This is a genomic window from Haladaptatus sp. T7 (genome assembly GCF_026008575.1).
GTDB lineage: Archaea > Halobacteriota > Halobacteria > Halobacteriales > Haladaptataceae > Haladaptatus > Haladaptatus paucihalophilus.
The window spans coordinates 189,388-211,024 of sequence record NZ_BROP01000008.1 but is presented as its reverse complement, the minus strand read 5'-3'; the positions used below and the strand labels follow the sequence as shown (position 1 = coordinate 211,024).

Genomic DNA, 21,637 nt, shown 5'->3' with positions numbered 1-21,637 from the left:
TTTCGGGCGATGAAAGCATCCGACTTGCTGGTGGACTGTCTGGAGCAGGAGGGCGTCGAGTACGTGTTCGGGTTGCCGGGCGAGGAACTCGGCGACGTCCTCTTCTCGCTCCGCGACTCCGACATCGAGTTCATCCCCGTTCGACACGAACAGGGTGCGGCGTTCATGGCCGACGTGCACGGGCGGGTGACCGGACGTGCTGGCGTCTGCCTCTCGACGCTCGGGCCGGGCGCGACGAACCTCCTGACGGGGGTCGCGGACGCACATCTGGACAAGAGTCCCGTCGTCGCCATCACCGGACAGGCCGGACTCGAGCGCCAGCACAAGGAGAGCCATCAACTGCTCGACGTGCTCCACACCTACCGGTCGGTGACGAAGTGGAACACGCAGATGACCGACCCGGAAACCATCAACGAGTCGGTCCGCAAGGCGTTCAAACTCGCCGAATACGAGAAACCCGGCGCGACGCACCTCGAATTCCCGGAGGACGTCGCGGCCGAGGAAACGAGCGCGGAACCGCTCGAATTCACCCGTCGGGTGCGGCGACCCGACCCGGACGAGCGGTCCGTCGAGCACGCCGCCGAACTGCTCCAACGGGCCGATAGACCGCTCGTCATCGCCGGCAACGGTGCGGTGCGGGAGCGGGCGGCAGAGAGCCTCCGCGAGTTCGTCTCCGAAACCGACGTTCCCGTCGTCGGAACCTACATGGGTAAGGGGGCGCTCTCGGACGCCGACGAGCACTCCCTGTTCACGCTCGACTCGGGCGAAAACGGCGAGGCCGCGGACGCCATCGCGCGGGCCGACTGCGTGCTCACGCTCGGCTACGACATCGCCGAACACGACCCCGAAAGTTGGAATCCCGACCGCGACAAGGACATCGTTCACCTCGACTCCGAACCCGCCGAGGTGTACGAACACTACAACCCGAACGTGGAACTCGTCTGTGACATCTCCGCCGGACTCGACGGGCTCCGGGAGCGACTCGACGTGGCCTGCCCCGCCGAATGGTACCGCGACAAGCGCGAGGCCATCGCCGAGCAGACGACCCGGCACCCCGAGTCCGACGACCCGGTGACGGTGAAGAACGTCCTCCCATTCCTCCGGGAGGCGATGGCCGACGAGGACGTGCTCGTCTCCGACGTGGGCAGCCACAAGATGGCCATCGCGCAGAACTTCCCGACCTACGAACCGAACACGGTCATCGTCTCGAACGGCCTCGCCAGCATGGGAATCGGCGTTCCGGGCGGTCTGGCGGCCGACCTCGCGTCCGATTCGAACGTCGTCGTCGCCACGGGGGACGGCGGGTTCATGATGAACGCGGCGGAGATAGAGACGGCGACCAGACTCGGCTGTGCGTACACCATCATCGTCTTCAACGACTCCGAGTACGGACTCATCACCGAGGAACAGGAGGAGGAGTTCGGCGAACACTTCGGGACCGGCCTGACGAATCCCGACTTCGTGAAATTCGCCGAAAGCTTCGGCATCGACGCCACGCGGGCCGAGACGTGGGACGAAATCGACGCGGCGCTGACCGAAGCGGTCGAGAGCGAGGACATGGCGTTGGTCGAGATACCGGTGCGGTAAGCACGAACCCGCGCCGGAATCGCGTCGGCGGGTACCCCGACCGAAATCACCTATACGAACGCCGACGAACGAGTTCTCGAATGACTGGTACGACGGAACCGACCGCCCTCGACGTCCTCCTGCTTCCAGCCTTCGCGGCGGACGACTTCGACGTGGAGAAAGACCTCCCCGACGAGTTCGAACGCTGGCGCGAGAGCTACGAGTTCGAGAATTCGGTGTCGGTATCGGGCGCGAACATGCCCGTCTACTACACGGACGACGGCATCGGAATCACCTCGACGGGGATGGGAAAAGCGGATGCGGCGGCGACCGTGACCGCCATCCTCGCCGGAGAGCGGTTCGACTGCTCGGAGACGTACTTTCTAACGGTCGGCATCGCCGGAGCGCCGCCGACGGTCGGAACGCTCGGGTCCGTGTTCGTCGCGGACAGCATCGTCGATTGGGACCGGAAACATCGCTGGGCGGCGCGCGACGGCGAGACAACGGACGAGCGGGAGCGGCCGCTCGAACTCCTCTCCTATCGGCCGCACGATTACGTCTACCACCTGAACGACGACCTCGTGACCGAAGCCGTCCGGGTCGCAAAGTCGGTCGAACTCCTCGATTCGTCGGGTACGGAAGCGTACCGAAACCGCTACGAACAGCAAGCTGCGCGGTCGAAGCCCGGCGTCGATGTCGGAACGACGCTCTGTGGCGACGAGTTCTGGCACGGAGCGACGATTTCCGAGCACGCCCAGTGGCTCACGGAGCAGTACGGTGCCGGAACCTACGCGACGACTGAGATGGAAGAGATGGGAACGGCGACCGCCCTCGACCGGTTCGGACTGCTGGACCGGTATCTGAGCGTGCGCGGGGTCGCCAACTTCGACAGACCCCACGACGGACAGTCGATTCGGGAGAGCCTGCACGACGGCGTGCAGGCGGAAACCTTCGACGTCACGCTTGAGAACGTTCGCCGCGCCGGGTCGGCCATCGTGGAGGAACTCCGCGACGGTGGAGATGTGAACGGGGAAACAGGCTGAGTTACCGTCCCAACCGGCCGCGAAGCATCGACATTCCCGTGCGAAGGCGCGAGGGGCGCGCCACGAGTGCCATCTCCGTCTCGGTCAGTTCGAAGTCGAAGATTTCGAGGTTCTGTTTCAGGTGCGCCTCGCTCGTCGATTTCGGAATCGTCACCACGCCGTCCTGCTGTGTCACCCACCGGAGCGCGACCTGTGCCGGGGACTTGTCGTACTTCGTCCCGAGTTCCGTGAGAACGTGGTCGTGCATGGCGCCGCCGTGGGCCAGCGGACTGTAGGCCGTCAGCAGCACGTCGTTTCGCTGGCAGTAGTCGAGCAACTCCGCCTGCGGGTTGAACGGGTGAAACTGCACCTGGTCGGTGAACACGTCCACCGTCGCCTCCTCCCGCGCCGTCTCCAACTGCCCCGTGTCGAAGTTGCTCACGCCGATGTGGCGGGCCACCCCGTCGCTCTGTAGGTCCGAGAGCGTCCGCATCACCTCGCCCGTCGAGGCGAGCGGGTTCGGCCAGTGGATGAGGAGCAAGTCCACGTACTCGGTCCCCAACTGCGCCAAACTCTCGTGGACGGAGTTCACGATGTCGGGACGTTTGCGGTGCATCGGCCACACCTTCGTCGTCAGAAAGATGTCGTCGCGGTCGACGTCGGAGTGCTCGATGGCTTGCCCGACCTGCCGCTCGTTGCCGTAGGCTTGCGCGGTGTCGATGTGTCGATAGCCGAGGTCGAGCGCGGTTCCGACCGCATCGCGGCACGTCGCGCCCTCCATCCGCCACGTTCCGAGGCCGACCTTCGGAATCTCCTCCCCGTGAATCGTCTCGTACTCCATATCGTTCGTATGCGTGCGGGACGGTAAATATCGACTGGCGGACTGGTGAGGGTCGAGCGGCGTTCCCGATACGCCGCCGTTACTCCTCGTCGTTCCGCTGTTACTCCTCGTCGTTCCGCCGCTATTCCTCGTCGTACGACACCACGCGTCCCCACGAACTCTTCTTCCCCCACAGTCCCGAACGCATACACTCCAACTCGACGATTTGGGAGTTGTCCACGAACAGGTTCACCTCCGGCCCGAAGTTCTTGATGTACCACTCGAAGACTTGCGGGTCGGCGGCCTCGAACACGCAGTTCTCGATGCCGACCTCGTTCGCTATCTCGAAGGCCACGTCGGTCCGCCAGTCGCGGACGCGCTCGGTGATTCCTTCGGATTCGACCATGATTTTGTACGCGCCTGCTTCGAGATGGCGGTGAGCCTCCTCGATGGCGCTCGCAGGGTCGATGGCCGCCTCGCTCTCCAGTTCCTCGACCGAAGAGGCCCCGCCAGCGCCGAATTGGACGTTGATTTCGGGCTTGGCCTTCAGGCCGTGGTCCTGAACGAGTCGGGTCAGTTCCACGAGGTCGTCGGTGTCGATGGCGATGAATCCCGAGGAGATTTCCACGATGTCGAAACCGAGGTTTCCGGCCTCCTCGATGTACCGTTCTACCTTGTCGTTGTCGCGGACGAGGACGTTCTCGATGAATCCCCCGGTCGAAACCTGAACGTCGTACTCGTGGCAGACGGTGATGAGTTCCTCCACCACGTCCTCGGGCATCAGTGCGAACGACCCGCCCGAGAACTTGTAGATGTCCACGTACTCGCCCATCGTGTCGAGAATGTCCTGCAGTTCGCGCGGCCCCATCGGGTCGTAGTACGGCCCGCGCATCTCGGTGATTCCCTTCTCCCGCGGTTTCGATTCGCGCTCGTTGACGTGCAGAAAGTCGAATGCTCTGTCGGTCATGAAACCCCCGGACGGGGTACGACGAACAGATACTAAAGGCGTTGGGCGTCGTAGTAAATGACAATACCTCAATAGAACATTCGTTCGCCAAACGCTGAAGGAACGCGGTTCGAAATTTTACAGGTATGGGCTCTCCACCATCGCTCGCGTCGGAGATTCGGTCGATGAGCTTCGACGATATTTTTTTGCTCACCACGATGGCGGTGTTCGCCGTCTCGTTCATCGGCCCGGACTCGTACTTCGGAATCGACGACGGGACGCTCGCGTGGGGATTGACCCTGTCGGGGATGACGTGGGCGTTTTCCCGAGGACGTGTGGCATACTCGCCGACAAGCTTCGGGGTGAAACACCGCACTGACATCCGACCCATCGAAACCGACGAACAGGTCCGCTGTGACTGCTGTGGAGGTCGAACCGAGGACGGCGAGCGGCGGCGGTACGCCAAACAGCAGGTCGCCTTCGGCATCCCGCTCAGAACGCTCGACTGGGGCGAAAACGTCTACTGTCGGGACTGTCCGTCGCCTGAATCCGACGCCGAACCCGGAACGGAACCGATAGCGGACGAAAAGCGTTCACTGAGACTCGAACACGGATATCGATAGGCGGGTCGTTCGACGCCGAGACGTGCGGAAACCCGGCATTTCTCGTCGGTAGCGAGCGTTTGAAGCGCGACAGAGACGGCCTGTTTCGACTGAAGGGGAGCGAACGACGAACGACGAGGTATCAGGTCGGCTTCCGCGCGTCAGTGGCCGAGGACGGAACGATCACGGGTTCTCCGGGAATCGACGTCGAACGGGACGACGCCGACAGAGAGGACAGACTGGACGACATTCGACTGCTCTTTGGCTAGCTGGGAATGCAGTCTCGGAATCACGCTCGGTAGTCGGCGCGACGACCCGCTACAGCGGCACCCACGGCGGTTCACCGATGCGGTCTATCTGCTCACCCGCCGGAAAGCGAACGAAATCGTTCCGCTCACAGCCAGCGCCGTAGCGCTGGAGGTGCCACAGGACGCCGTTGTCGGACGGTGCCGAACAGGAGTCCGCCACCGTCTCGGTCGGGGGTGACGGCGACGACGGTGCTCCCGAGAGGACGCCGGGTACGATTCCGAACGACAGGACGACGAGCAGGACGACGCCGCGCGTCGTGGCGTCGGTCGGTCGTAAACGCCGGTCGTCGGTGTCAGAACCGGAATCGACCGGAGTTCTGGACGGACGGTCTGCGTCGGTCATATCGAAACGGAGAACGGCGCTCTCGTGCTTTGTTATTGGGAACCCATCCGTCGCGCAATCTCGATTACCGGTCGTCGTCGTGCCGACGGGCCGAAAAATAGTCGTGCTGTAAAGCGTTTGGAACTCGATTCGCCGAGTTCAGTAATCCGCTGGTTTAGTCGTCCTGGTTCTGCCAGTTGTAGTTCTGGGCGTTCGACGCGCCGACCTGCGCGTTTTCGTTGCTCTGGTAGCTCGCTTGGACCGCGTACGCGTTGCCGGAGTCGGCCTCACCGTCGTCCCAGCCGACCGCAGCCGAGACCGCGTAGTTGTCCTCTTGGTGGTTGGCGTTGCCCTGTGCGACGTACTGGTCCTGGCTCACACCGGACCACGCGTGCTGTTCACTGTACTGTGCCTGATTGTCGTCCGCGAATGCGGCCGCGTTTCCGACGAAGCCAACCGCGAAGAGGCTGGCAACGACGGTCATAGCGAGGAGCATTCTAGTTCCTTTTTTCATTGTATTCACCTTGGACGACACCGACACGTCGTCGTGTGTTCATCGTCCACTTTCTCGTGTCGTCGCAACTGTATTTCAATGGAGGGGACCGTTTTTTCGACGCGGCCGGTCGGTACCAGATGGCTACCTTCATCGAGGTGGAGTAAGCAGGATAAGCCGGGCAATACAGCCGAATTCAGGCCTTTCGGTCCAACACAGTTCGGCTAACTTATCCGATAAAGCGCAGCCGACCGGACGACAAATATCATAAAACATACAATATGTTCGAGCTGCCAGTCGAGTTATATGCTATCCATTGTCAGCATATCCGGGAGTTAACCGAGGGCTGACGCGCCGCCGTTAGTCGAGTAACCGCACGATGTCGTCGGCATCCCGGTCTTCGAGTCCGCGTACCGTCTCGATGATGTCCCCCCGGTGCGCTTCGTCGTATCGGGATTCGGTCATCCGCTCGAACTTCGATTCGACCTGTTCCCACGACATCGAGTTGTTCGGATGGCCCGCGAAGTCGTCCTTCTCGACGTGGTACGTCGTGCCGTCGTCCATCACCACGTCGATGTTCGCGGGCATCTCGCCCGCCTCGAAGCGGTCCGTGAGGTCCTCGTCCTCCTCCACTTCGACGGTCCGGAGCAGTTCCTGTACGTCGTCCTGCCGGATTCGGTCCGGGTCGTACTGCGCGTTCGTCATCTCGCGGTCGATGAGCGACACGGCGAGCATGTACGGCAGGGAGTGGTCGGCCTGTGCCTTCGTCTCCACCTCGTAGCGCGACCCCTCGCCGCCGCCGATGATGAGTTTCGCACCCGCGAACGTATCGAGGTGAATCGAGTCCACGCGGTCGGGGTCGATGTCCTCGCGCTCCGCCAACTCGATGATTCCCTCGACGGCCGACTGGGCGTACGTCTCGGCGACGTACCGCTTCGTCATCACGTCGTGGACGCGCTCGCCCGGCGACAGGTCGACGTCGAACTCGCCGGAGACGATATGCTTCCATCCCTTTTGCCCCTCGAAGAGGTTCGTCGGCCCCTCGACGCCGTTTTTCGCTAGCATCGCCGAGTAGACGGCGTTTCGCGCGGCGTTCGCTGAGGCGAGACCCTTCCACTCCGAAATGCCCTCGGTCCGCGTCACCCGGAGGGCGTTGTGCGCGGTTCCGGCGATGCCGATGGCGGACCGGGTTTCCTCGCGGTCCAACCCGAGCAGTTTCGACGCGCCCGCCGTCGCCGAGATGACGGTGTGGGTAACGTGGTCCCATCCTCTGTCCCGAACTGGCGCGTTCCACGCCAGTTCGGCCTGCACCTCGTACGCGACGGCGATGGCGGTGATGAGGTCTTCCCCCGTACACCCCTCGTACTCCCCGCACACGATTGCGGCGGCGATGTTGTCGCTCGGATGCGGCGTCTCGCCGGGTGCGAGAAACGAGTCCATGTAGTCGAGATACCGGACGTACGCCGTGTTCAGCATGGTCGCGTCCGGCGGGGACGCGCTTCCGCCACCCCAGAGCGTACAGTCCCCGCCGTCACCCATCTCCTCGACGGTCGCGCGAACCGCCTCGACGGGTTTTTCGCCCATCGCTCCCACGGCGATTCCCACCGAGTCGAGCACCCGCTTTTTGAGTTCGTCCACCGTGTCCTCCGAAAGATCATCGTAGGTCGTTTCCGCGACGAAATCCGCGAGTTCTGCTGTCGTCGTCATGGCTCATGTGAGCAACGGGCACAGGTAAAAGTACAGCGGGCGATACGAGTCGGTAGTTCGGCGGCACTTTTGGGGTGTGGAAAACCATTATCGACATCCACGTGAATCCACACGAGATGAAGAAAGTCGCAATAGAGGATACGAACGGCCACGCGTCCCGCGCATTCCAACCGCTCACCGAAGCGCTCGGGGCTACCGGCCTCGCACTCAACTACTACGAACGCGCTTCCGGCGAACACATCGGCGATTGCTATCACCGCCATCACAAGCAGGAGGAAGTGTTCTACGTCCTCTCGGGCACGGCGACGTTCGAAACCGAGGACGGAGATGTCGAAGTAGACGCCGGGGAACTGATACGGTTCGCACCGGGCGAGTGGCAACAGGGGAGGAACGACGGGGGCGACCGACTCGTCGTCCTCGCACTCGGTGCGCCGCGTAGCGACGAACCGATGGACCTCCGCCGAACGTGCCCGTCGTGTGAGGAGCGAACGCCAGCAGTCCCCGAAGAGTCGGACGGCGAAGTCGTGTTCTACTGCGAAGTTTGTGGCGCAGAAACAGGGCGATACGGTTGGTGACCCTATTCGTGCGGAAGCGACATGACGGTCGCCTCGCCGGAGAGGACTTCCCGGTCGGTTTCCGCGCTGATTTCCACCGCGAGGCGGTCCGTGCCCAAATCCTCGGTCACGGTCGCCGTCGCGCTGACGGTTTCCCCCGGCCGGACGGGATTCTCGAAGTCGATGTTCTGGGAGAGATACACGATGTCGCCGGGGAGCGCCGCGAGCGCGGCGCTGACGACGCTGGCCGTGAGCGCACCGTGGGCGACGCGACCCCCGAACAGTCCGTCCTCGGCGTAGTCGGCGTCCACGTGGAGCGGGTTCTCGTCGCCGGTGAGCGCCGCGAACCGGTCGATTCGTTCCTGCGTCAGTTCCAACGTTGCCGTTTCGGAGTCCCCGACGGATGCGACTGGCATACCCGAACTCGGTCCCCGGCCGGAATGAATCTCCGGGTTAACATGTAAAACAGGGGGTTGATTACGCGCTCATACGTCGCAATACGCATGCCATTTACCGACAACGACGGCGTTTCGCTCTACTACGAGGAGCACGGACCGACGGACGCCGACCCCATCGTTTTCGTGGAAGGACTCGGCTACGGGCGGTGGATGTGGCGCTGGCAACGCGAGGCGTTCGCGGACGACTATCGCGTCATCGTGTGGGACAACCGCGGGACGGGGGATTCCGACGCGCCGGACGGTCCCTACAGCATCGAGGAGATGGCTGGAGACCTCGAAGCGGTACTCGCGGCCGTCGGCGTCGAATCGGTACACGTCGTCGGTGCGAGCATGGGCGGGATGATAGCCCAGCAGTACGCGCTCGACTACGACCGGGCGAAGACGCTTTCCCTCCTCTGTACCACGCCGGGCGGCGACGAGGCGGTGCCGACGCCGCCCGAGACGCAGGAACGGATGTTCGACGTGCCCGAGGGGTGCGACGAACGCGAGGCGATTCGCTACAAGATGGCCCCCGCGATGACCGAGGAGTTCACCGTGGAGCACGACGACCTCGTTTCGGACATCGTGGACTGGCGACTGGCGGGCGACGCGTCCGACGAAGCGAGGGGAGCACAGGCGATGGGCGTCACGAACTTCGACGCCAGCGACCGTCTCGGTGAACTCTCGCTCCCGACCCTCATCGCGCACGGAACCGCGGACAGCGTACTACCTTTCGAGAACGCCGAACTGCTCGCCGACCGCATCCCGAACGCGGAACTCGAACCCTTCGAGGGCGGGCCACATCTCTTCTTCATCGAGCAGTCCGGGGCGGTAAACGAACGACTCCGAACCTTCCTCGACGATGCCTGAGCACTCGACGCGACCGTACGAATGGGTCGGCGCGTGGAGCGAAAAGCGGGCGCAACTCTCTCCCGACGCGGTGGGGCTGGTAGACGCCACCACGGGCGAGCGCTACACCTACCGCGAACTCGACCGACGGGCGAACCGCACCGCCCGACTGCTCCGCGAACACGGGGTTACCGACGGCGAGCGCGTCGCCGTCCTCTCGCGCAACCGTCCGGAACTCATCGACTGCTTTTTCGCCACCGGGAAGACCGGCGGCGTGCTCGCACCGCTCTCACACCGCCTCGCACCGCGCGAACTGGTGCAGATGCTGAACGACGTCGAACCGGAACTGCTCGTCGTGGAAGCGCCCTTCGCCGAGCTCGCCGCCGACGTGCTTTCCCACGACGCCCGCGAGTTCGAAACGACGGTCGTCACGCTCCCGGCGGACGAGGATTCGTCGGAAAGCGATGCGGACCCGTCCGACGGGTCCGCATCGCACGCGGCCGAGTCACGAGAGGACGAATGGCGGGGAGACGAATGGCGGGGAGACGAATGGCGGTCGTGGGATTCGACCCTTCCGGTGGACGGTTCGCCGGTCGAAACCGCCGACGTGTCGATGGACGACCCGCACCTCTTCCTGCACACGGGCGGTTCCACGGGCGTCCCGAAGGAGACGGTCATCACCCACGGCTCCGTCCTCTGGAACTCCTTCAACACCATCACGGCGTGGGGGTTGCGCCCGGAGGACGTGACGCCGATGGTGTTCCCGCTGTTCCACACCGGCGGGTGGAACGTCCTCACGGTCCCCCTCTTCCACCTCGGCGCGCGGGTGGTCATCGCCCGCGAGTTCGACCCCGAGTCCGTGCTCCGACTGGTGGAGTCGGAAGGGGCGACCGTCCTCGTCGCGGTCCCCGCCGTCCTGCGGATGATGTGTCACCACGACGAGTGGGACGACACCGACCTCTCGACGCTCCGTTTCGCTAAGAGCGGCGGCGGCCCGTGCCGCAACTCGGTGATGGAAGCGTGGTGGGACCGCGGCATCGAACTCTCGCAGGGCTACGGTCTCACCGAGTGCGGGCCGAACAACTTCACCCTGCCGGACGGGTGGTCCCACGAGAAATCAGACAGCGTGGGCGTCCCCGCGATGCACGTCGATGCCCGCGTCGTGGACGACGACGGCGAACCGCTCCCGTCGGGGACCATCGGCGAACTCGAACTCGCCTCGCCCCACGCCGCCGACCGCTACTGGAAGAATCCGGCGGAGAGCGCGGAAACGTTCGGTGACTACGTTTCGACGGGCGACCTCGCGCGCGTGGACGAGGACGGTTACGTCTACATCGAGGGCCGAAAGAAGAACATGTACGTCAGCGGCGGCGAGAACGTCTACCCCGCCGAAGTCGAGGACGTCATCGCCGACCACCCGAAGGTCGAGGAAGTCGTCGTGGTCGCCGTCCCCCACGAGACGTGGGGACAGGTCGGAAAGGCGGTCGTCGAGGGCGACGAGTCGCTCACGCTATCCGATTTGGAGGCGTTTCTCGACGGCAAGCTCGCGCGGTTCAAGCGCCCGCGCCACCTCGCGTTCGTGGACGGGATGCCGATGTCCGGGCCGTCGAAGATAGATAGGGAAGCGGTGAAGTCGGAGTTCGGGGAGGCGAAATAGCCGTCGAATCCGATTCGTCGGGCTAGAAAAAAGTTTGGATTTAGGGAGCTAATTCTGATCTGATGTCCGGAACAATGGTGTCGTAATGAAGAAAATGCGCCCGGAAAAACCGTCGGTCTTCGTACCCGGAATGGTCATCCTCAGTGCAGTGGTGTGGGTGACTATAGGAGTTCTCTTCTTCGGTGAACGTCCGGTTAACCAAGCGGTGTCCGGTGCGAGGTGCGGATTCTTTCTGTCCCTCATCTAGGTCTTCGACCGATGGCGGAAACGGCGGCGGGGCGACGCGTGATTCGAGTCAGTTTCCGTCGAGCGTCGTCGTACCCTTTCGAACGGACGGTTCGATAGCTACGAGAGAGATACTGAACGGCAGATATTTCCAACACAGATATGGTAGTGGAAAACCAATTTCAGCTATGGATGTCTTCAGCCTCGAAAATCCATGGGTCTACTCGACCATCATAGTCGTGCTGTGGGCGGGGATATGGGGTGTTCTCGGTGTGTTTGTCTTCGACGGGGTACTGGTCGCCCCCATGATTACGGGTGCCTTCGGCGGGTTGGCGTTCGCACTCGTCTTTCAGTATCTGCGACGCAACGAGGAGAATGCAACCGGTCCGTGAATATCGACGTCACCGCCTTTTTTCACTCTCGGCGGGAGAAATCAGCCAGCAACGAGCGATAAGGAAACTATTTTAACTCGTCTTACGTATGTTCCGCGGTAACAGAGCGAACGATAATGATAGACCTCACGATGGACATGGAGCAGTACGACTGCCCGTTCATCGACTCCTCCGACGATTACGGCGTGGCGTACTCGGCCGTTCACTGGGATTTCGACCGAGCGCGGGAGGAGTTGGAGACGCGGTTGGTGGTCGAGGGTGACGACCGAACCGAACTCGAACACGGTCTACGGGCGCTCCGCGAACACGACAACATGCACGACTGCTCGCTGCTGTCGAAACGGGAGAACGTCGCGCACATCCGAACCACCATCGGGCAGACGGAGGCAATGGAGTCCATCCGCAACCACGACGGCTACATCACCGGCCCGTTCTACATCGAGGACGGCCACGAACTGTGGCACGTCGGCTTCGACCACGAGGACGTCGCGGAGGGCGCGCTCTCGGAACTCGAATGGAACAACGAGTTCGAGGTCGTATCGCGCGAAACGCCCGACCTGCCGGACCTACAGAACCTCGTGCAGAACGCGGGGGCCGCGATGACGCTCATCGACGGCTGTCGGGACCTCTCGGACGTGGAGCGCGAGACGCTCGAACACGCCGTCAGGGACGGCTATTTCCAGAGTCCGCGGTCGGCCACCCTCGGCACGCTGGCCGACGAGTTCGGCGTCTCGAAACCCGCCGTCTCGAAGAACCTCCGCCGCGGACAGCGAAAGATGATACAGCGCGTCGTGGACGCGCTGGAACTGCTCGACTGAACGTTATTCTCCCTCGAACGCGCTCCGTAGTCGCTCGCCAGCGTAGGCGAAAAACTCGTCCGTCGTGTCCACGACGCCGAGCATGTTGGCAAAGCCGTGTACCATCGCCTCGTAGTCCCGGTGTTCGACGGACACGCCGTCCTCCGCGAGTCGGTCGGACGTCACGACGGTTCTCACTCGTAGGTCAACGTCATGCCGCCGTCGAACAGCAGGTCGCCGCCGTTCAGGTGGTCCGCGTGTTTGGAGAAGCCGAAGACGAACAGGTTCGCCACGTCCTGCGGCGTCATCATGTCCTTCGTGCGCGCTTGGCCCAGCATCACGTCCTCGACCACCTCGTCCACGCTGATACCGCGCTGTTCGGCGGTGTCCGGTATCTGGTCCGTCACGAGCGGCGTCTTCACGTAGCCCGTGCTGACCGAGAAGGCGCGAACGTCGCCGTCGCCCTCGGCGGCGAGGGACTGCGTGAGGCCGCGGAGGCCGAACTTCGAGACGTTGTAGGCCACCTTATCGGAGGTGGTGTAGTGGCCGTGAACCGACGCCATGTTGCCGATACAGCCCGTTCCGTCGCCGCTCTCGCGCATGTGGGGCAGGCAGGCCTTCGCCAGCAGGAACGGCGCGCGGACCATCACGTCGTGGAGCAGGTCGAACCGCTCGGCCGGGAACTCGTCGATGGGGTCGATGTGCTGGAGTCCGGCGACGTTGACCAGATATTTCACCGCGCCCGCGTCCGCCGCGTGGGAGACGATGCGGTCTATCTCGTCCTCGTCGGTGAGGTCGGCGACCACCGTTTCGACGTTTCCCCCGAGTCCCAACTCCTCGGCGCGGTCGGTCGTCTCTGCCAGGCCGTCCTCGTCCACGTCCGTCCCGACCACCGTGAGGTCGTTCGCGGCGAGCGCGAGCGTCGTCGCACGACCGATTCCGGAGGCCGCGCCCGTCACGATAGCCACGTTCTCGGGCGTGAAGTGGTCGTCTTCGACGTGCAGTACCTCGTCGGGGTCGAACGTCGGCGGCGTTACCGCGTCGTCTGCCATATTTCAAACTCCGAGCGATAGCGAGGAAAAATCCACGGTTGATATGTGAACCGGCCCGATTCCGTTCTGTTCACATGTTAACCCTGCAGTATTTGCCGCTCGTAACTCCCGGTATAGGTGGTATGACAAGGCGGAGACTGACACGGCGCAACGTCCTCACGTCGGCGGGTGCGGTCGGGATTGCCGGATTGGCAGGGTGCACTGGAAACGATGACACAAACGATACGACGAACGACGACAAATCGGGGAACGACAATGGAACGGGTGGCATGACGACGACCAAGAACGTATCGGGGACGGTGAAAATCGGCGTTCTCCAACCGATTTCGGGGAGCCTCAAATACTACGGACAACAGAGCCTGTGGGGCTTCCTCTCGGGACTGGCCTACAAAGCCGACGCCGATCCGAAGACGGGCGTCAAGAGCGGGAAAACGGTCGTGTCGGTCGGCGACACCGATTTCGAACTGTACGTCCGCGACACCGGGTTCTCCCAGAGCAAGGCGAAGAAACTGGCGACGAACCTTGTGACGGATCAGAAGGTCGATATGCTCTTCGGCTGTGCGTCGTCGTCCTCGGCGACGACGGTCATCAAGACGGTGGCCAAGGCGAGCGGCGTGCCGTACGTCGCCGGACCGGCCGCGTCTGCATCCATCACCTCGGACGGCGAGACGTGCAACAACCTCGTCTTCCGCGCGAGCGAGAACACCGCGATGGACGCCCGAAGCGGCGGGAAGTACGTCGCCAAGAAAACCGACGTGAAGAAGGTGTACCTGTTCGGGGCCGACTACAGTTTCGGCAAGGCCGTCGTGAACAACTACGAGCAGGTACTCGAGGACGAAGGCGTCGAAATCGTCGGCAAGAAGTTCGTCCCGCAGGAGCACTCGGAGTGGAAGGGCCTGCTCGACAAGGCACAGGATGCGGGCGCACAGGGAATCGTCGGCGGATTCACCGTCGCCACGCTCCCGAACCTGTTCACCGAATACCTCTCCGGAAGCTACGACTACCGCGTCTTCGGCGGCTTTGCGACCCAAATCACGAACAAGGTGGTCGGCCAGACGATGCAGAAAGTCATCGGCAAACCGCTGACGAAAGAGAAGATAGAGAAGACGAAACTCGGCCCGTTCACGACCCGCTATCACTGGAACCAGTACGACAACGATATCAACACCTCGTTCGTCGATTCGTACACCAAGGCCTACGGCGTCGTTCCGGACCTGTTCACTTCGGGCACCTTCACCGCCGCATCGGCCATCGTGCAGGGCGTCCACCAGAGCGGTTCCACCAAAGGGACCGACATCGCGGAGGCCATGCGCGGTATGACCGTGAAAGACACGCCGAAGGGAGAGGGCGGCTACGTCTTCCAGAAGTACAACAATCAGGCCCGCTCTTCGATGACCGTCGCCAACCCAGTCCCGACCACGGACGAGTGGGCAGACAACTGGGACGCCGCCGTCATGCCCGGCGAGCCGCTCGCCACCATCGAGGGAGAGGAGGCGACCATCCCGAAGGACGCGGCCGGAATGTCCTGCTCGCTCTAACATGCTCCGAACTACGGGGCTGACGAGACGGTTCGGCGGCTTGGTCGCCGTCGATGACGTGGATTTTACGCTCGAAGCGGACGAACTGTGTTCGCTCATCGGGCCGAACGGGGCGGGCAAGACGACGTTTTTCAACCTGTTGACCGGCGTGCTCGCGCCGAGCGAGGGCAGCATCGAATTCCGAACGAACGGGTCGTGGCGGGACATCACGGGGACGGAGCCCCACGAGACGGCGCGGTTAGGACTCCACCGGTCCTACCAGATAACGAACGTTTTCCCGACGAGTACCGTCCTCGAAAACGTCCGCGTCGCGGTGCAGGCACACGGGGACGGGTCGGCCAATCCGATTCGAAACGCGAGGGCGTTCCCGGAGCACACCGAAGAGGCCCACGCGATTCTGGAGCGCGTGGAACTCGACGACTTCGCCGAGACGACGGCGGGGAACCTGAGCCACGGCCAGACACGCCAGTTGGAGGTCGCCATCGCGCTCGCGGGCGACCCGGACGTACTCCTGCTCGACGAACCGAACGCGGGCGTCTCTTCCGAGAGCGTGGGGACGATAATCGACCTCATCGAGGACGTGGCCGAGGACCACGCGGTGCTGCTGGTCGAACACAACATGGACATCGTGATGCGCGTCAGCGACCGCATCGTCGTGTTGAATCAGGGGTCTGTCATCGCCGACGACACGCCGGAGTCGGTGCGGGACGACCCGAACGTGCAAAAGGCGTACCTTGGCGGCTACGAGGTCGAGGAGGGTATCGCGTGAGCCTGTTGACCGTCGAGGACGCCCACACGTACTACGGCGAGAGTCACGTCTTGGAGGGCGTCTCGATGGAAGTCGAAGCGGGCGAAGTCGTCGCCCTCGTCGGCAGAAACGGCGTCGGGAAAACGACGACGCTCCGCACCATCCTCCAACTGACCCCGCCGCGGCGGGGGAGCGTCCGGTTCCGCGGCACGGAACTGGTCGGCAAGAGCACCCACGAAGTCGCGGAGAGGGGAATCGGATGGATTCCCGAGGAGCGGCGGGTGTTCACGCAACTTTCCGTCGAGGAGAACATCCGGGTGGCGGTGCCGAGCGGGGAGGACGTGCACGAGGCCCTCTCGCTCGCCTACGAGACGTTCCCCGACCTCGAAGAGCACCGCGACCGCGAGGCCGGAAATCTCAGCGGCGGTCAACAGCAGATGTTGGCCCTCGTCCGCGGTCTCGTCGGGGAGAACGAACTCCTGCTGGTGGACGAACCGAGCGAGGGACTGGCCCCGCTCATCGTCGAGGCCGTCGCCGAGGCGCTCGCAGAGGCGGCGACGGATACCACGCTGTTGCTGGTCGAGCAGAACCTCCCGCTGGCGCTCGACCTCGCAGATCGGTTCTACGTGCTCGACAACGGACGCGTCGTCGAACAGGGCGACGCGAACGAGGTGTCGATGGACGACGAGCGACTCCGGAGGTATCTCTCGGCATGATGGAACTCGTTCCGCTCGCGGGGGTCGGAAGTGCGCTGGGGGATTTCCTCCGGCCATCGACGCTCGCGTCGGTGTTCATTCAGGGGTTGGCGAAGGCCGCGCTGTACGTGATGATAGCGAGCGGCTTGACGCTCATCTTCGGCCTGATGGGTGTGTTGAATTTCGCCCACGGGTCGCTGACCATGTTGGGCGCGTACCTCGGCGGGTTGGTGATGGTCGCGTTCGTCGCCGCCGGAGGCAGTTCTATCACGCGGTTGGCCCTGTTTTTCGTGGCCGTCGTGGTCGTCTTCGCCCTGCTCGCCGGACTCGGGACCGCGGTCGAAGTCGGCCTCATCCGCAAACTGTACGACCGCCCGCCGGTGTACCAGATTCTGCTCACCTTCGGGCTGACGCTCGTGCTGAACGAACTGGTCCGAATCGCAGTGCTGTTCTACGGCATGCAACCTCAGACCGACTGGCAGGACGCCTTCGGGACGAAACCCGGCTTCCTGACGAACCAGATCGGACTCGGCTCCGTCTCGGTGAACGGCCTCGCGCTCTTCGAAATCGCGTTCGGCGTGCTCACCGTCGCGGGAATCTGGGCCTTCCTGACCCGGACCCGCTACGGACTCGTCATCCGCGCGGGAAGCGAGGACGCGGAGATGACCGAAGCGCTCGGCATCGACGTTCGCCGCGTGTTCACCGTCGTCTTTGCGCTCGGCACCGGATTGGCCGGAATCGCCGGGGTGTTGCTCATGTGGGACCCGAAGTGGGGTGCCAGCGTCCCGGTCGCCTCGGAAGCGCTCCTCCCGGCGTTCGTCGTCGTCATCGTCGGCGGCCTCGGGACGTTCCGAGGGACCGTCGTCGCGGCGCTCCTCGTCGGCATGGTGGACGCGGCGATGTCGTGGTGGTTCGTCAACGCCATCGACTTCGCGGGACTGCCCGAGATGACCATCTTCCTCATCCTCGTGGTCGTCCTCATCCTCCGGCCGCAGGGCCTGTTCGGCGTCGAGGAGGTGGGGGGCCATTAGCACCGAAACCGGAACGGACGCGGGGCGGTCGATTTCGGAGACGGACGCCTCGTGGGTCGAAGAGTACGCCCGCGACCACATCGTCCACCTCGCGGTTATCACCTTCCTCGCGGCCTATCCCGGCCTGTATCACCTGCTGGTGAACTCGCCGTTCGGGACGGAGGCGGCGACGCTCCTCCCGCGCGTGGAGACGATGATACCCGTCCTCTACTTCGGCCTGTTCGCCATGTCGTTCGACTTCATCAGCGGCTACACGGGCTACCTCTCGTTCGGCCACGCCGCGTTCTACGGGACCGGCGCGTACTTCGTCATCCTCACGGCGAACGACAAGATTCCGCTCCTCCCGCCGGGAACGCCGTTCATGGTGTCGCTCGTCGTCGCGGGACTGGTCGCCGTCGCGCTCGCGCTGGCGATTGGAGCCGTATCGTTCCGCCTGACGGGGGTCTACTTCGCCATGATCACCCTCGGCTTCGCGCAGGTGTTGTACGTCTTCGTCCGCGGCTGGGATTACGTCGGGTCGAACCCGCGCGACGGCATCTTCCTGAACGGGGCCAACGGCCTCAATATCGGCGTCCCCGGCGTCGATGCGCTGAACCTCTCCATCGGGGCGCTGACCGGTGACGAGGTATCGCTCGGATTCGTCCACCTCGGTCAGACGGAGGTGTCCTACTACATGATCGGTCTCGTGGTGCTCGTCTGCTACTTCGCCATGCAGCGAATCATCCACTCGCCGTTCGGCAAAGTGATGGTCGCCATCCGCGAGAACGAGGAACGCGCCATCGCGGTGGGGTACGACACCTTCCGCTACAAACTCGGCGCGTTCGCCATCAGCGCCTTCTTCGCCGCCGTGGCGGGGGGCCTGCTGGCGGGGTACGAACGAACCGTCTCCCCGGACGAGTCGTTCAACTTCCTCGTCGCGGGTGATGCACTGTTGGCCTCCATCATCGGCGGGTTCGGCACCCTCGCCGGACCGCTGTACGGCCAACTGTTCAACGAGACGTTCCGCGAGTTCCTGTCGAAGGCGGGCGAGGGCGGCGGACTCCTGCCGTACCTCAGAACACACCTCGGGTCGGGCGTCATGGGAACGACGATTTACAACGGCCTGACGGTACAGGGAGCCATCGAGACGTTCCTGAACGGCCACGCGAGCCTCTACGTCGGCGCGCTGTTCGTGCTGTTCGTGTTGTTCGTCCCGAACGGGTTGCTCGGCACGCTCCGCGACCGCCTCGGCGGTCCCGTCTCAAAAGAGATTCCCGCACGGCTCCGGAGGTTCAGATAATGGTCGGACTCACGGGCTACGGACTGTACGTTCCCGAAGAGACGGTAACGGGCGAAGAAATCGCTCGCCGGAGCGGGATTCCCGAGGAAGTCGTCGTCGAGAAGATGGGCGTCCGCGAAAAGCACGTTTGCCCGCCGGACGGCGACCACGCGGCGGACATGTGCGTGAAAGCGGCAGAGCGGGCGCTTTCCCGCGCCGGAATCGAGGCCACAGACCTCGACGCCGTGCTGTATCACGGCAGCGAGTTCAAGGATTTCGTCGTCTGGAGCGCCGCGGCGAACGTCGCCGAGCGCATCGGCGCGGAAAACGCGTTCGCCAGCGAGAGTTACGCGCTCTGTGCCGGTGCGCCCATCGCGCTCCGGCAGGCGAAAGCCACCCTCGTCGCGGACGCCCCGGAGCGAATCCTGCTCGTCTCGGCGAGTCGGGAGGAGGACCTCGTGAACTACGAGAACGAGGATTCTTCGTTCATGTTCAACTTCGGCAGCGGGGCGTGCGCGATGGTGCTCGAAGAAGCGCCGGACGACCCCGTCGCCACGGTCCGGGAGAGCGCCGCGATAACGGACGGCCGCTTCTCGGAGGACGTGGTGATGCCCGCTGGCGGGTCACGCAACCCGCCCAGCGAGGCGACCGTGGCGGCGGACCTCCACACCTTGGACGTGCCCGACCCGGACGGCATGAAGGAACGATTGGGCGAGGTCAGCCTCGATAACTTCCTCGACGTGGCCGACACCGCACTCTCGCGGTCGGACTACGACCGGGACGACCTCGGATTCGTCGCGCTGACGCACATGAAACGGTCGTTCCACGACTACCTCTGTTCGACGCTCGACACGGCGAACTACTATCTGGACGAGTTCGGGCACGTCCAGAGCGTGGACCAGATACTCGCGCTGGACGCGGGACTCGAGAACGGACTGGTCGAATCGGGCGACGTCGTTTGCTTCCTCGCCGCCGGGACGGGCTACACGTGGGCGGCGACCGTGTTAGACTGGCACGGCGAGTAGCGGGGCCAACTCGTCACTCCTTTGGGTAGCGAACGTACGGTCCGGGAAGGAGGGCGCGAATCGAGTACGACCGACGAGCGGCGTTCTCGTCGTCCGACTGTCCGGTCTCCGCGTCCGGTCGGTCCGTTTCACGGTCGGACGTTTTCCGCCAGTTGATTCCGAAGGTGCTCACACCACCGAGAAAACACTTCACGCGTCTTTATTATACGCCCGATAACCGCGTGACAGGGCGGGAATGAATTGAAATACGGAGATGACTAATCGTATAGCATGACCGTGTGGCCCGCCCATCCGCGCCGATGCGCCGTCGGATTCTTTCTCGCACTTCTCGTCTCCGTCGTCGCGGTCGGTCGCCGCGCTCGTTCGGCATTCCGCCGAACACGGGACGTTCCGTTGAGTCCGCTCGTCGCCAGCACCCGGGTAGGTTCGGACTATCTTCAACGGAACGACGTTACGACCGGCGTGCAACTGTCGGGCGAGATGGACGACATGGCGGCGTTCGCCCGTCCCGACTTCGACCCCGACGAGGTGCACCCGGAGGTCAGACGGTTCTACGAGCGCACCGCGGACTACGACATGGCGTATCGGGTGCACTGGCACCGCGGCTTCCGGGTCGGCGCGGCGCTCGCCGCCCGACTCACGAGCCGCATCGAACAGCTCAACCTCCCCGGCCCGTGGCAGTCGTCCGGCGGCCCCCTCACCAGCGAACTCGTCGCCATCGACCCGGACGAGGACCACCGAGACGGGGCGCGAGCGTGGATTCGAACGGACGGGACGGGAACCGCCGTCTTCGTCGCCATCTACGCCAGCCACGTTCGGGACGGAATCCGCTACGTCAACATCGCCGTCCCGCTCCCGTGGTCGAACCTGAGCACCGTCCTGCACGTGCGAACGCTCGACGGGTCGGTCGGTGACGAAGACGGCGAGGGGACCGGCATCGAACTGACGACCCGAAGCGAGACGGGCGACGAGGGGTTGTATCTCCGCACGCCGCTCGGTCCGGTCGCGCTCCCGATGGAACAGCGGTTCCGCGTGGCTCCGAAGGGTGACGGCATCCACGCCGAACACGCGATGTGGGTGTTCGGTCGACGGTTCCTCACCATCGAATACGACGCGGATCGGTAACCGACGTACACTCATTTACTATTCGTACTATCGCTACCATCGAAACCATCACGGTAGTCAGCACTCACGGTACGATTCGTTCCATCGGTACGTTCGGTACCCTCGAAAGAATCCCGACGCTCGCAACTATCGCGATACTTCCCACCCTCAGGACTACCGCGACGGTGCCACTGTTACTACCGTTCTCACTCTCACGACTACCGCGACAATACCACCATCTCTACAATCTCAACCATCACAACTGCCGCGACAGCATCACTATTACTACCAACATCACCATCACTACAAGCCTCACTATCAGAACTACCACGACGGAATCACCATTTCCACCGTCCCCACCGTCACCACTACCGCAACAAAACCACTATCACCACCATCCCAACCATCACAACTACCAAATCGACATCACCGCACAACCTTCTTCACCATCACAACTACCAACCAGACATCACCGCACAATCTTCTTCA

Annotated in this window: 25 protein-coding genes; 16 read left to right on the top strand and 9 right to left on the bottom strand. The window is 63.5% G+C overall.

What is annotated here, in order from left to right; translation table 11 throughout:
- Positions 1 to 9: 9 nt before the first annotated feature.
- Together OPC11_RS19730 and OPC11_RS19725 are read left to right on the top strand one after the other, a co-directional pair.
- The gene (locus OPC11_RS19730) at positions 10 to 1,587 is read left to right on the top strand and encodes an acetolactate synthase large subunit (RefSeq protein WP_264783072.1); all 1,578 of its coding nucleotides are present in this window, start codon (positions 10 to 12) and stop codon (positions 1,585 to 1,587) included.
- 80 nt (positions 1,588 to 1,667) lie between these two features.
- On the top strand, positions 1,668 to 2,609 hold the full coding sequence (locus OPC11_RS19725; RefSeq protein WP_264783071.1) for a purine nucleoside permease: 942 nt from the start codon (positions 1,668 to 1,670) through the stop codon (positions 2,607 to 2,609).
- Position 2,610: 1 nt separating this feature from the next.
- Here the strand turns inward: OPC11_RS19725 and OPC11_RS19720 are convergent, their stop codons facing one another.
- Both OPC11_RS19720 and OPC11_RS19715 read right to left on the bottom strand, forming a co-directional pair.
- Positions 2,611 to 3,429, bottom strand: a complete 819-nt coding sequence (locus OPC11_RS19720) for an aldo/keto reductase (protein WP_007977257.1) — start codon at positions 3,427 to 3,429, stop codon at positions 2,611 to 2,613.
- Between the two features lie 121 nt (positions 3,430 to 3,550).
- On the bottom strand, positions 3,551 to 4,375 hold the full coding sequence (locus OPC11_RS19715) for a phosphosulfolactate synthase (RefSeq protein ID WP_007977256.1): 825 nt from the start codon (positions 4,373 to 4,375) through the stop codon (positions 3,551 to 3,553).
- A 125-nt stretch (positions 4,376 to 4,500) separates the two neighbouring features.
- Between OPC11_RS19715 and OPC11_RS19710 the strand changes: the two genes are divergently transcribed.
- Positions 4,501 to 4,977 (top strand): hypothetical protein, encoded by a 477-nt coding sequence (locus OPC11_RS19710; protein ID WP_264783070.1) that lies wholly within the window; start codon positions 4,501 to 4,503, stop codon positions 4,975 to 4,977.
- A gap of 59 nt (positions 4,978 to 5,036) precedes the next feature.
- Positions 5,037 to 5,225: a hypothetical protein gene (locus tag OPC11_RS19705; protein ID WP_264783069.1), complete on the top strand. Its 189-nt coding sequence runs from the start codon at positions 5,037 to 5,039 to the stop codon at positions 5,223 to 5,225.
- A 49-nt stretch (positions 5,226 to 5,274) separates the two neighbouring features.
- Here OPC11_RS19705 and OPC11_RS19700 read toward each other — a convergent pair whose 3' ends face one another.
- The 3 genes from OPC11_RS19700 to OPC11_RS19690 form a co-directional block, all read right to left on the bottom strand.
- Entirely contained in the window at positions 5,275 to 5,607 is a 333-nt protein-coding gene (locus OPC11_RS19700; protein ID WP_264783068.1) for a hypothetical protein, read from the bottom strand.
- A 154-nt stretch (positions 5,608 to 5,761) separates the two neighbouring features.
- Positions 5,762 to 6,070, bottom strand: a complete 309-nt coding sequence (locus OPC11_RS19695) for a hypothetical protein (RefSeq protein WP_264783067.1) — start codon at positions 6,068 to 6,070, stop codon at positions 5,762 to 5,764.
- A 369-nt stretch (positions 6,071 to 6,439) separates the two neighbouring features.
- Positions 6,440 to 7,786: an MmgE/PrpD family protein gene (locus OPC11_RS19690; protein ID WP_264783066.1), complete on the bottom strand. Its 1,347-nt coding sequence runs from the start codon at positions 7,784 to 7,786 to the stop codon at positions 6,440 to 6,442.
- Between the two features lie 116 nt (positions 7,787 to 7,902).
- Between OPC11_RS19690 and OPC11_RS19685 the strand changes: the two genes are divergently transcribed.
- Positions 7,903 to 8,361: a cupin domain-containing protein gene (locus OPC11_RS19685; protein WP_026177957.1), complete on the top strand. Its 459-nt coding sequence runs from the start codon at positions 7,903 to 7,905 to the stop codon at positions 8,359 to 8,361.
- Positions 8,362 to 8,363: 2 nt separating this feature from the next.
- Here the strand turns inward: OPC11_RS19685 and OPC11_RS19680 are convergent, their stop codons facing one another.
- Positions 8,364 to 8,756, bottom strand: a complete 393-nt coding sequence (locus OPC11_RS19680; RefSeq protein ID WP_007977241.1) for a MaoC/PaaZ C-terminal domain-containing protein — start codon at positions 8,754 to 8,756, stop codon at positions 8,364 to 8,366.
- 87 nt (positions 8,757 to 8,843) lie between these two features.
- On the opposite strand from OPC11_RS19680, the gene OPC11_RS19675 reads away from it, so the two are divergent.
- The 4 genes from OPC11_RS19675 (at position 8,844) to OPC11_RS19660 (ending at position 12,718) form a co-directional block, all read left to right on the top strand.
- The gene (locus OPC11_RS19675) at positions 8,844 to 9,647 is read left to right on the top strand and encodes an alpha/beta hydrolase (protein WP_264783065.1); all 804 of its coding nucleotides are present in this window, start codon (positions 8,844 to 8,846) and stop codon (positions 9,645 to 9,647) included.
- Positions 9,640 to 11,283, top strand: a complete 1,644-nt coding sequence (locus tag OPC11_RS19670) for an AMP-binding protein (protein ID WP_264783064.1) — start codon at positions 9,640 to 9,642, stop codon at positions 11,281 to 11,283. The genes OPC11_RS19675 and OPC11_RS19670 overlap by 8 nt, the downstream gene beginning before the upstream one ends.
- A 413-nt stretch (positions 11,284 to 11,696) precedes the next feature.
- Positions 11,697 to 11,900 carry a hypothetical protein gene (locus tag OPC11_RS19665; RefSeq protein WP_264783063.1) on the top strand — a complete coding sequence of 68 codons (204 nt, stop codon included), beginning with the start codon at positions 11,697 to 11,699 and terminating at the stop codon, positions 11,898 to 11,900.
- 116 nt (positions 11,901 to 12,016) lie between these two features.
- Positions 12,017 to 12,718 carry a helix-turn-helix domain-containing protein gene (locus tag OPC11_RS19660; RefSeq protein WP_007977233.1) on the top strand — a complete coding sequence of 234 codons (702 nt, stop codon included), beginning with the start codon at positions 12,017 to 12,019 and terminating at the stop codon, positions 12,716 to 12,718.
- A 3-nt stretch (positions 12,719 to 12,721) separates the two neighbouring features.
- On the opposite strand, the gene OPC11_RS19655 is transcribed toward OPC11_RS19660, so the two are convergent.
- Both OPC11_RS19655 and OPC11_RS19650 read right to left on the bottom strand, forming a co-directional pair.
- Positions 12,722 to 12,883: a hypothetical protein gene (locus OPC11_RS19655; RefSeq protein WP_264783062.1), complete on the bottom strand. Its 162-nt coding sequence runs from the start codon at positions 12,881 to 12,883 to the stop codon at positions 12,722 to 12,724.
- Between the two features lie 8 nt (positions 12,884 to 12,891).
- Positions 12,892 to 13,749, bottom strand: coding sequence for an SDR family oxidoreductase (locus OPC11_RS19650; protein ID WP_264783061.1), 858 nt, complete (start codon positions 13,747 to 13,749; stop codon positions 12,892 to 12,894).
- A gap of 122 nt (positions 13,750 to 13,871) precedes the next feature.
- On the opposite strand from OPC11_RS19650, the gene OPC11_RS19645 reads away from it, so the two are divergent.
- From OPC11_RS19645 to OPC11_RS19620, 6 genes are all read left to right on the top strand, one after another.
- Positions 13,872 to 15,287, top strand: a complete 1,416-nt coding sequence (locus OPC11_RS19645; protein ID WP_264783060.1) for an ABC transporter substrate-binding protein — start codon at positions 13,872 to 13,874, stop codon at positions 15,285 to 15,287.
- A gap of 1 nt (position 15,288) precedes the next feature.
- A complete protein-coding gene (locus OPC11_RS19640) occupies positions 15,289 to 16,056 on the top strand; it encodes an ABC transporter ATP-binding protein (RefSeq protein ID WP_007977225.1) in 768 nt (255 codons plus the stop codon).
- Complete coding sequence (locus tag OPC11_RS19635; RefSeq protein ID WP_264783059.1) at positions 16,053 to 16,751, top strand: ABC transporter ATP-binding protein; 699 nt, start codon at positions 16,053 to 16,055, stop codon at positions 16,749 to 16,751. The genes OPC11_RS19640 and OPC11_RS19635 overlap by 4 nt, the downstream gene beginning before the upstream one ends.
- Positions 16,748 to 17,761 (top strand): branched-chain amino acid ABC transporter permease, encoded by a 1,014-nt coding sequence (locus OPC11_RS19630; protein WP_018129063.1) that lies wholly within the window; start codon positions 16,748 to 16,750, stop codon positions 17,759 to 17,761. Before OPC11_RS19635 ends, OPC11_RS19630 begins: the two co-directional genes overlap by 4 nt.
- A 124-nt stretch (positions 17,762 to 17,885) precedes the next feature.
- Entirely contained in the window at positions 17,886 to 19,040 is a 1,155-nt protein-coding gene (locus OPC11_RS19625) for a branched-chain amino acid ABC transporter permease (protein WP_264783093.1), read from the top strand.
- Positions 19,040 to 20,044, top strand: a complete 1,005-nt coding sequence (locus OPC11_RS19620) for a 3-oxoacyl-ACP synthase (protein ID WP_264783058.1) — start codon at positions 19,040 to 19,042, stop codon at positions 20,042 to 20,044. Before OPC11_RS19625 ends, OPC11_RS19620 begins: the two co-directional genes overlap by 1 nt.
- Before the next feature lie 13 nt (positions 20,045 to 20,057).
- Here the strand turns inward: OPC11_RS19620 and OPC11_RS19615 are convergent, their stop codons facing one another.
- Positions 20,058 to 20,216: a hypothetical protein gene (locus OPC11_RS19615; protein ID WP_232423875.1), complete on the bottom strand. Its 159-nt coding sequence runs from the start codon at positions 20,214 to 20,216 to the stop codon at positions 20,058 to 20,060.
- Positions 20,217 to 20,314: 98 nt separating this feature from the next.
- On the opposite strand from OPC11_RS19615, the gene OPC11_RS19610 reads away from it, so the two are divergent.
- The gene (locus OPC11_RS19610; protein ID WP_264783057.1) at positions 20,315 to 21,169 is read left to right on the top strand and encodes a hypothetical protein; all 855 of its coding nucleotides are present in this window, start codon (positions 20,315 to 20,317) and stop codon (positions 21,167 to 21,169) included.
- Positions 21,170 to 21,637: the final 468 nt, after the last annotated feature.